This is a genomic window from Caldivirga sp. MU80, assembly GCF_001663375.1.
Classification (GTDB): Archaea; Thermoproteota; Thermoprotei; order Thermoproteales; family Thermocladiaceae; genus Caldivirga.
Map to the genome: position 1 here is coordinate 1 of NZ_LCTF01000051.1, position 8,585 is coordinate 8,585.

Genomic DNA, 8,585 nt, shown 5'->3' on the forward strand with positions numbered 1-8,585 from the left:
ATGCTTGAAAACCTTGAGAATGGTACGAGTTCAATATACCTAGCCGTAATACCACTGACTACACCTTCCCAAGTAATCCACACTGTAACCACCACTACAGCTGTTAAAACCATCACCACCACGGCTACGGTCACATCAACCACCGTAACCACGGTCACCTCCACGGTGACCAGCACAGTAATGGAGACCAGCACGACCACCACGACAACTACCTCAACTGTTGAGTCAACATCAGTAGTAACCTCAACGACCACCTCAACCAGCGTTTTGACGTTAACAACCATAAGCACCATGATGGTTATTGAATCGTTATCATCAGCGGCGTTAGCAGGATCAATAGTAGCGGTGGTAGTTATCGCTGCAGCGGTAGTACTGATATTGCTTAGAAGAAGGTGAAGGGCTTAACCCTATGGCGCATCCCGGCTGTTTACCCTTTTCTCAGCCTCATCTAGTACCAGCCAAAGCACCAATAGTACCACTATGGCTAGTATCAAAGTGGGTGGCTTCCTTAATGTGAGGGTTATTAGGCCAATGTACTGCACGCCTAGGCACACGGCACCATAAATCTGGTTAACAGGGGTCTCCCATGGGTCAGCAACCTGATTTGCATCACCCTTGGTGACTATGTAGTACGTGTCCCCTGATGGGTACACACCTATCACCCTATGTATTATGTATTCGCCATAGTGGTCGTAGACCACCACGTGCCCAAGGAGTGATGTGACGTTACTGGGCACTGGGCACAGCACAACCAGGGTACCTGCCTCGAGGGTTGGCTCCATGCTGAAACCCCCCACTGTGGCCCACGGTATCTTAACAATACCCATCACGCTAAGCACCAGGTAAACCAACACCACGGTTAAGACCACGTAACCCACCACGCCTAATGCCTTATCCGGGTCCATACAGGCCTCATCCCCACGCATTATTAAGCATTTTCTAAATAATTGACTCTACTTGAAGTAGTCCTCATAAATAGGACGAATGGTAGCATTGATAGTAGGGTTAGGGCGGATTCAAGTATTAAGGAACCGCCCACTTTGATGAACTCCACTGATTCGGCAAAGGCCACACTGCCTATTAAGGCTGATACGAACTTACCATTGTACAGTATGCCGAATAGGAACGTTGACGACCCTATACCGTATTCATCGCCGATCAGCGATGCGAAGAGCGTTATAAGCGAACCCCCTAGGATGCCTATGGCAACCGTAGATGTTATGTAGGCTATGGGTGAACGTATCGCCAAAATCATGGTAAACACCGTGAGAACTAGACCCACCGCCAGTATAGTCCTCCTCCTACCCAGCTTATCCGAAATTGAACCTATTATTGGCCTACCAATGCCGCTGAACAATGGCAACAGTGATGATGCCGCCGCCACTATTAGATAACCGTAGCCTTCACCTATCACGGATAAGCTTGAGGAAGCCAGTTGAAGGGGTATGCCCATTAATGAGAATGATGCTAATATAAGCCAGAAGCCCGGCGGTATTTCACTAAACCTAATACGCTTAGTCGAGGTGGGGGGATACTTAGCCGTGGCCATTAGCGGCATTATCACTATGAGCATTAACACACCCAGTAAAACCATGGAGAACTTGTATTCGCCACGGGATATGAGGATTGATATTGCTGGGTTAAATAGTGAAGCACCTATGCCAAACCCCATGTTTATCAAGCCAGTTGCCAAACCCCTCGAACCACTGAACCACTTAACCCCCAGGTTTATTGAAACCCCGTAGACGAAACCAACACCAATGCTCCCAATGGACCAAAGTATGTAGAACTGGGCAATGTTGCTCACCATTGATGCAGTAATTATTCCTAGACCAGCCAATGCACCACCAATCACCCCAATTAACCTGGGGCCTCTGCTATCCGCAATGTAACCACCCAACACTTGGGATATGGTTGAGAATAGGACGAATAGCGAGTAGGATACTTGGATTACAGGTAGGTTAACGTTAAGGCTATTCATCAGCGGCTTCATGAGTAGGTTCCAACTGTACTGGTAGACCGATATCAGCATCATCGGCAGCAGCCCCTGTACTATTATGAAGCCCCTCCTCATCACGCACGCACCCACCTAAGCCTATTAAAGCAGCACCCCTAATATGCCGGTATTAAATGAACCATGTCTGGAGGTATTGACAACTTAACCGCATCCCCACTACTTAACTTAGACTGAACCACGGCGTTGAAGGTAACCCCACCAGCGCTTACCCTAACCCTATACCCCATCCTACCCCTCTCAACGTCTAGTACCGTACCCTCAATCACGTTTAACCCCCCTTCATTAGTGACATTAAACCACTCGGGCCTTATACAGACGTAGACGTTGCCCTCAACGCACTCGCTTGAGTGCAGCGTTAAGTCGCCAATATGAACCATGGATCCGCCTTGTGTTTTAACCGCCTTAGCTGGGATTATGTTTGTGAAGCCTACGAACTGGGCTGTGAATAGCCTTTTAGGCCTTGTGAAGACCTCCTCAGGTTCACCCTCCTCAATCAACTGCCCATTGTTGATGATTGTCACCTTGTCAGCTAAGGCATAGGCCTCATCCCTATCATGGGTGACGTGAATGACCACTGTATCGTACTTCCTCGGTATCTCCCTGAGTGTTGGTATTAGGCTTTCCCTCGTGCTCACATCCATCATGGACATTGGTTCATCCAGGAGCAGCACCCTTGGCCTAACAATAAGTGCCCTGGCTAAGGCAACCTTCTGGCTCTCACCACCGCTAAGCCCATTAACTTTCCTATTGAGTAGGTTAACTATCCCCAAGTCCTCAGCTATTCTATAGACTTCACGGGCTCTAATTGACTTAGGCATCCCCCTCACCTTAAGGCCATACTCAATGTTCCCGTAGACAGTCATGTGATCGAAGAGCGCGTAACCCTGTGGGACATAGGCAATCCCCCTTAATTCAGGTGGCTTATTAGTAACATCAACTCCATCCACTATTACCGATCCTGAATTAGGCCTATAAGCCCCCGCAATAACCTTAAGTAGGGTTGATTTACCACTACCTGTGGGGCCCATGATCACATTATAAGTTCTATTAGCCATGGAGGTTGATAATGGGCCCAGTTTAAATGAACCAATCCTCAACTCGATGTTAATAAGTCTCACGGCATCCAACCCTAACCACCCCTCCTAATGCCTAGGGCAACCCTGTAGGCCACGAATATTATAAGAACTATGATTAACAGCGCCGCGGAGTATTTAACAGCATTAGCAAGCCCAACACCCACGTAACTCTCATAAATGTAAACCGATGCAGGGTAAATATAGTTACCGTTAAAGTAGATGCTGTAGGCCACTATGAATAGGGCCCCAGCCTCAGATACTGACCTGGCCCATGAAAGGAGAGCCCCATTGGCCATAGCCTTCCACACCTTGGGTAGCGTTATGGATATGAATACCCTACTTGGGCTAGCCCCTAGGGTCCTAGCCACAATCTCCATTTCAGGGTTAACCATTGATATTGCAGCCTCAACAACCCTAATGTAATATGTTGATGATAGAAAGGCAACGGCGGCCACAGCGCCCCACAGGGTATTCACGAATCTAATACCCGTGATGCCCGTCAAGAGGTTAACCAGGGCATTTAACACAGGTGATAGTAAAGCATGAAGTAGACCATACCTTGACAATGCGGCATCAATTAACATTAATTTGTGGGCTATTAGGTTTAATGTGTTGAAGATGATGTTGTACCTGGACGCGAAGGCGAGGACAATCATTATACCCACTATTATGTGCGGCACCATTATCGGTATGTCTATTATTGAGTCGAGGATTTGCTTAAAGCGGAATTCATAACGGGCCAGTAGGTATGCTAAGGGGGTTCCCATTACAATGGCCACGAGGGCTGATAGGGTCGACATTATTACCGTAACCTCAATTGCATCAATGAAGCTACCCACTGAGAGGGCTGATGCCAGTTGAGCTGAACCAAGTGTGATTAGAAGTACGATTGGGTAGACTATGAGAAGTAGGAGTATGAGTATGGACACCGCAAGCGCCACTCTAAGCGGTAGTTCACCTGCATAAACCATACCCAACACGGGAATAAGGTACCTTTTAAATAAACAATGAACCGCTGAGCATCCCTTAACGCACCGGGAATATTGAGGCATACTGTGGGTATTGACTAACAGGCGCCGTGAATGGCCTTAATGCAGCTGGTACACTGTCGTAATTCCCATAGACAATTCCAGGTACTATAGGTTGAATACCGTTCTCCTCAAGTATCCTTTGACCTGTTGGGCTGTATAGCAGTAGTAGGAAGTATAATGCGGCTGTTGGATTAGGGGCATTGTAAGGTATCGTAGCCGTGTAGACCACTGGGTTACAGATGAAGGTCCTCGTCTCACCAACCTCAGTCCAAGTAACGTTAACCTGGTGATAGTAGTTAACATAGCTTAAGTTACCTAGGTTAACCATGGGTGGTAACGTTATGTAAGCTGTGCCCTTGTAGATATGGGTCTGGGGTATTGCATTACTGGTGTAGGCTGATAGTATGAATTGAACTTGCCCAGCACTCATCAATGTGAGTAGGTCAACCTCAGTGTTCCTCATCATGTACTTACCCGAGTGGCCGTAGATTGCGTCAAATAGATATGAGGCATTGTTGAAGAATGTTAAACCAGCTAACTTAACCATACACATGGCTTGGTAACCCGATGGGTCAGTGAATGGGTTAGAGACCCCAACAATAGTACTTGAGTTTAAGGCTATTATGGTGAATATTCTCCTCCAGGTGTCATTCCACTGGGCTGATAATGGCACATAACCCTGGGCCTCCTTCCAGAGATTATAAACCTCCTGTCCAGCTGTCGTGTTTAAGTTAACTATTATGACCATTTGCGTTATCCCGAAGGCTATCTCATAGTCCGTGTAGTTGTGAGTAAATAGGACGCTCGGTATAGTTGTAGTGTCAGCTGAGGCAATTACACTAAGTTGATTAGTAGTGAGCTCATACCCCGCTACCTCACCGCTACCTTTAAAGTATGGTTGACCTATTGTTAAACTTGGGTACATACTCTTCATTACATTTAACACATCTGTGAAGGCAAACTTCAAGGTACCTGCAGCGCCAACCACAAATGGCTGCGTTGATGGTGTGGGCGTAGTTGCTGATACTGAAGTTGACGTAACAGTCGTCGTTGTGGTGGAGGTGACCGTGGTGGTGTACGTGGCTGCATGCGTATGTGCAATAGCCACCCCATAACCTGCTGCCACTCCAACCACCAATGCAACCATTACTGCCACGGCTAATATCTTACCTGAGACCATGCGTTATCCGCAAAATAATAACGCTTAAAAACTTTACCCTATGATATGAGAATCAGGTACATTCTCTCCCTAATGTTCCTGGGGGCGTTGCTCCAAACCACGTTGTATATTGATGATAAGACCTGAGCCTCTAGGTCCCTTAAATGCACCATAGCCAATGCCGAGGCCGGTGAGAACTCAGTACCTTCATTGAATATTGATAGCGCAAACCTCCTGTAGGCCGTGAAGTAGGAAACGTGCAGGTACCTAACCACATCACCCAGTTCATTGAAGCCGCTTGACAATATTGGTGACACTATGGGGTCACCTGCAAGGTACTCAAGAAGCCTAGGCACATCCTCCTGATACCTCCTCTCAAGCTCAGGTCCAAGGCCACTTGGTATCATTAAAGCCCTAACCACTTGAATAGGGACACCCCACAGTTTACCCCTAAGGGCCACGTTTATGTTGTAGAAATTGACCATGAACTCTGAAACCTCCTTAATTGGGTTGGGGGCCTTCGTAAGCGGCTCAAGCCATGACCTATCAAGCATTGTTTCGTAGATAACCTCATCAAAGCCTGGGTTATTCCTAACTATATCCATCGCCTTAACCAGGTAATCACCGGATTGGTGGCGCTGGGCTGTTAGGCGGCTAGTCAATTCATCAATGTTATTTGCGTTCAATAAGTCACCTAGGATGAACCTCCTGCCTAACGCATCCTCAATAAACCACCTTATGGACTTCTCAGCCCTTTCACGGCTGTATTGGCCAGACAGCATTAACCTAATGATGGTTTTAATGTTGTCCACCTCATGCCTAAGCAGGTACAGCCTCAACACATCCTTAACCTCACCAGGCATTGTCGATGCCATACCCCACAACTCACCTATGACTAACCCCTCTATCAACTCAGACACCACGTTGGGCGGTGTCTCCTTAGTTATCTTCTCCGCCACTGCCCTATATGAGGTTTGCGCCAGTGAGGATGCGAAGTCATCAATGCTTGCTGAGAAGACTAGGTTCCTCAACTGATCCATTGAAATTAACCTAGCCTTAACACCCCTAATCCTGGGGCCAATGTAGGGGTTCTTAACAACCCACATTAAGTCCCATTAAAATTGTAGTTTATTAAGCATTATTCAGAGGACTCATGATGGGGCCGTCTTCCTCCTGAAGGTGAATCCGCAGACTGGGCACGTTAACCTACTAACGGTTGAACTTGGTATTATAACAGCCCTACACTGGGGGCACCTGGTCTCTACAACACCCAGTAGCGGGCCCCTTAGGCTTATGTGGTATGGTGGTTTACTTGACAGGACCCTAGCCCTAACCAGGTCGCCTAAACCAACGGCATCGTAAACGGTGCCTATCCTCTCCTCCGAGGCGTAGGCTACATAGAGGATTCCAGTCTCAGGTTGAATCCTCCTGACCCCATCCTGCTGCTGAACAGCAAATATCCTAACCATGGCAACCTTATCATTGGGGAAGTAGTACACTTTACCGTAGACTATCTGCCCTGGCCTAATTAGGCTGAGTTTAAGGGGCCTAACGTTAACCACGTGGTTAACCCTATCCCACTCAGCAACCCCAAGAACCATTGATTTAACGTATCCTGAGTCCACGTAGGCGTTATCGCCAGGTAGGTACTCCTCCTCAACCCCAAGCTCCTCACCAGGAGCCACAATAGCCCTATCTCCAGAGCCGGTTTGCATTCACCCAACCCACCGGTTAACCATTAATAACACTAACCCTAACGTGCTAACCTCCTTCAACGGTTAACCACCCTTAGGTACCTGGATGATGGGTAGGTACTGCTGGAGGGGGATGCAATTGCCCCTCTTAACCTCATGAGAAGGGTGGATGGGAGGGTGGTGGTGTTCCCCTCAACCAACCCCAATGACCTGAGGGTGACTGTATATTAACCCTCAAGAGGGGTACCCATGGCACAATTAGAAGTGATTAAAAGCAAGGACAAGCCACACCGGGTAAAAACACGCTAGCGCCTATTCAACCTGTTGCTTATCACCACTGCCTCATCAAACTTGCGGGTTAGGTAATCCCTCTTCTCAGTCTCGCTTGAGAAATTCCCCCTAATCACATGCGCCATGTTTGCTATGACCTCCCTCTTAAGGTCACCTAGGGTTGGCTCCCTCCTCTCAATCCACGCCCTGGCCATGGTGTTGGCTAGGGCGTATATTGAGGCCCTTATGCTTGGGGAGACCTCAATCATTCCGTCCTGGCTTATGAGGGTTACGAAGTTGGTTAAAACATCGGTGAGCATGCTGGGTACCTTAACGCCAATGTGGCTTAGGGTTAGGTTAGCCTTCCACTCCAGTATAGCCTTAAGCAGTTCCCTATCGGGGTAGTGGATCTCAACAACCTTCATCCTGTCGGCCAAGGCCTCACTAAGCTCATAAACGCCTGAGTACTCAGCTGGGTTAGAGGTGGCTATCATCAGGAAGTCACTCCTTATCCTAAAACCCCTAATGAAGACGTAGTGCTCCTGCAGGGCCTGCAGCAACGAGGCTTGGCTGTATGGGTTTAGCCTATTTATCTCGTCCATTATGAGCAGCCTGCCGTGGGATAAAACCAAGGGGCCTGGTATGTAGGCCAGTGGGTGGTCTAGGCCGGCCTGTAGGGCAACGGCTATGTCAATGTCACCCGTCAACTCCGTCGCAGTCATGTGGCTGTGGCAAGCCACCTCAATGTAAGGTGGATCGTCAAGCGCAAGTATGTTGGCTATCTCCTCAGCCAACGTGGTCTTACCAACACCCACAGGCCCCATTATCATTACGTGCCTCCCAACTGATAAGCCGCTGAGCACATCAATCGTGGCTTCACCGAGGCCCTTAAGACTCGACTCAAGGGCCTTAAGTATGTTGCCAACCCCCCTCTCCCTAATCGCCTTAACCACCTTAGCCTCCATGTTAACGGTATCACGCTTAAGTAGACTGGATAACGTGGGTAATGATCCAAACATACCCTTAACGCTATTTTGCATCGGCATTCTCCTAAAACAGCCAATTAAAAACCTCACTCAGGCTAGGGGTGTTAATTGCATTGAAGGTTACGAAGCTTTATAGAAAAGGGGGTTCAAAGGGGGCGGAAAACCTCGCCCTTCAGGGCGGGGGTGGATAGCCCCTTTGTAGTTACATTTAAATGCCTCTTTTTCAAATGTTCTCTTAATGCCCACCGTGGGGTTTCGGTTTAGGGCTTATGCTGATGAACAAACGTTGAGGGTGTTAAAGGCCCGGTTGCGGTTGGTGTGCGAGGTTTACAATACCCTACGGTGGGTGGAC

9 protein-coding genes and 2 pseudogenes are annotated in these 8,585 nt (G+C 48.2%); 2 read left to right on the forward strand and 9 right to left on the reverse strand.

Annotation, left to right across the window (positions count from 1 at the left end; all coding sequences use genetic code 11):
* The 8 genes from AAX04_RS11020 to AAX04_RS11055 form a co-directional block, all read right to left on the reverse strand.
* Positions 1-284 (reverse strand): hypothetical protein (locus AAX04_RS11020; RefSeq protein ID WP_156519835.1); only part of this gene is annotated, 284 nt, incomplete at its 3' end.
* A gap of 123 nt (positions 285-407) precedes the next feature.
* Complete coding sequence (locus AAX04_RS11025; protein WP_066798234.1) at positions 408-905, reverse strand: signal peptidase I; 498 nt, start codon at positions 903-905, stop codon at positions 408-410.
* 23 nt (positions 906-928) lie between these two features.
* A complete protein-coding gene (locus AAX04_RS11030) occupies positions 929-2,089 on the reverse strand; it encodes an MFS transporter (RefSeq protein WP_156519836.1) in 1,161 nt (386 codons plus the stop codon).
* 23 nt (positions 2,090-2,112) lie between these two features.
* Positions 2,113-3,135 carry an ABC transporter ATP-binding protein gene (locus AAX04_RS11035; RefSeq protein ID WP_066798238.1) on the reverse strand — a complete coding sequence of 341 codons (1,023 nt, stop codon included), beginning with the start codon at positions 3,133-3,135 and terminating at the stop codon, positions 2,113-2,115.
* Between the two features lie 11 nt (positions 3,136-3,146).
* Positions 3,147-4,064, reverse strand: coding sequence for an ABC transporter permease (locus tag AAX04_RS11040; protein ID WP_066798239.1), 918 nt, complete (start codon positions 4,062-4,064; stop codon positions 3,147-3,149).
* 55 nt (positions 4,065-4,119) lie between these two features.
* Entirely contained in the window at positions 4,120-5,304 is a 1,185-nt protein-coding gene (locus AAX04_RS11045; RefSeq protein ID WP_066798240.1) for a substrate-binding domain-containing protein, read from the reverse strand.
* A 38-nt stretch (positions 5,305-5,342) separates the two neighbouring features.
* The gene (locus tag AAX04_RS11050) at positions 5,343-6,389 is read right to left on the reverse strand and encodes a V-type ATPase subunit (protein ID WP_066798243.1); all 1,047 of its coding nucleotides are present in this window, start codon (positions 6,387-6,389) and stop codon (positions 5,343-5,345) included.
* 45 nt (positions 6,390-6,434) lie between these two features.
* Positions 6,435-6,998 (reverse strand): exosome complex RNA-binding protein Csl4, encoded by a 564-nt coding sequence (locus AAX04_RS11055; RefSeq protein ID WP_066798249.1) that lies wholly within the window; start codon positions 6,996-6,998, stop codon positions 6,435-6,437.
* Positions 6,999-7,073: 75 nt separating this feature from the next.
* Here AAX04_RS11055 and AAX04_RS12620 point away from each other — a divergent pair.
* Positions 7,074-7,205: pseudogene (locus AAX04_RS12620) on the forward strand (IS200/IS605 family accessory protein TnpB-related protein); the annotation flags it as partial.
* Between the two features lie 77 nt (positions 7,206-7,282).
* On the opposite strand, the gene AAX04_RS11060 reads toward AAX04_RS12620, so the two are convergent.
* The gene (locus AAX04_RS11060; protein ID WP_084761495.1) at positions 7,283-8,287 is read right to left on the reverse strand and encodes a MoxR family ATPase; all 1,005 of its coding nucleotides are present in this window, start codon (positions 8,285-8,287) and stop codon (positions 7,283-7,285) included.
* Between the two features lie 184 nt (positions 8,288-8,471).
* On the opposite strand from AAX04_RS11060, the pseudogene AAX04_RS12625 reads away from it, so the two are divergent.
* Positions 8,472-8,585 (forward strand): annotated as a pseudogene (locus AAX04_RS12625) (transposase); the annotation flags it as partial.

Bases quoted from the DNA above. Each gene is read 5' to 3' on its own strand.
- AAX04_RS11025 (WP_066798234.1), bottom strand. From the start codon at position 905: ATGGACCCGGATAAGGCATTAGGCGTGGTGGGTTACGTGGTCTTAACC.
- AAX04_RS11040 (WP_066798239.1), bottom strand. From the start codon at position 4,064: ATGGTTTATGCAGGTGAACTACCGCTTAGAGTGGCGCTTGCGGTGTCC.
- AAX04_RS11045 (WP_066798240.1), bottom strand. From the start codon at position 5,304: ATGGTCTCAGGTAAGATATTAGCCGTGGCAGTAATGGTTGCATTGGTG.
- AAX04_RS11050 (WP_066798243.1), bottom strand. From the start codon at position 6,389: ATGTGGGTTGTTAAGAACCCCTACATTGGCCCCAGGATTAGGGGTGTT.
- AAX04_RS11055 (WP_066798249.1), bottom strand. From the start codon at position 6,998: ATGCAAACCGGCTCTGGAGATAGGGCTATTGTGGCTCCTGGTGAGGAG.
- AAX04_RS11060 (WP_084761495.1), bottom strand. From the start codon at position 8,287: ATGCAAAATAGCGTTAAGGGTATGTTTGGATCATTACCCACGTTATCC.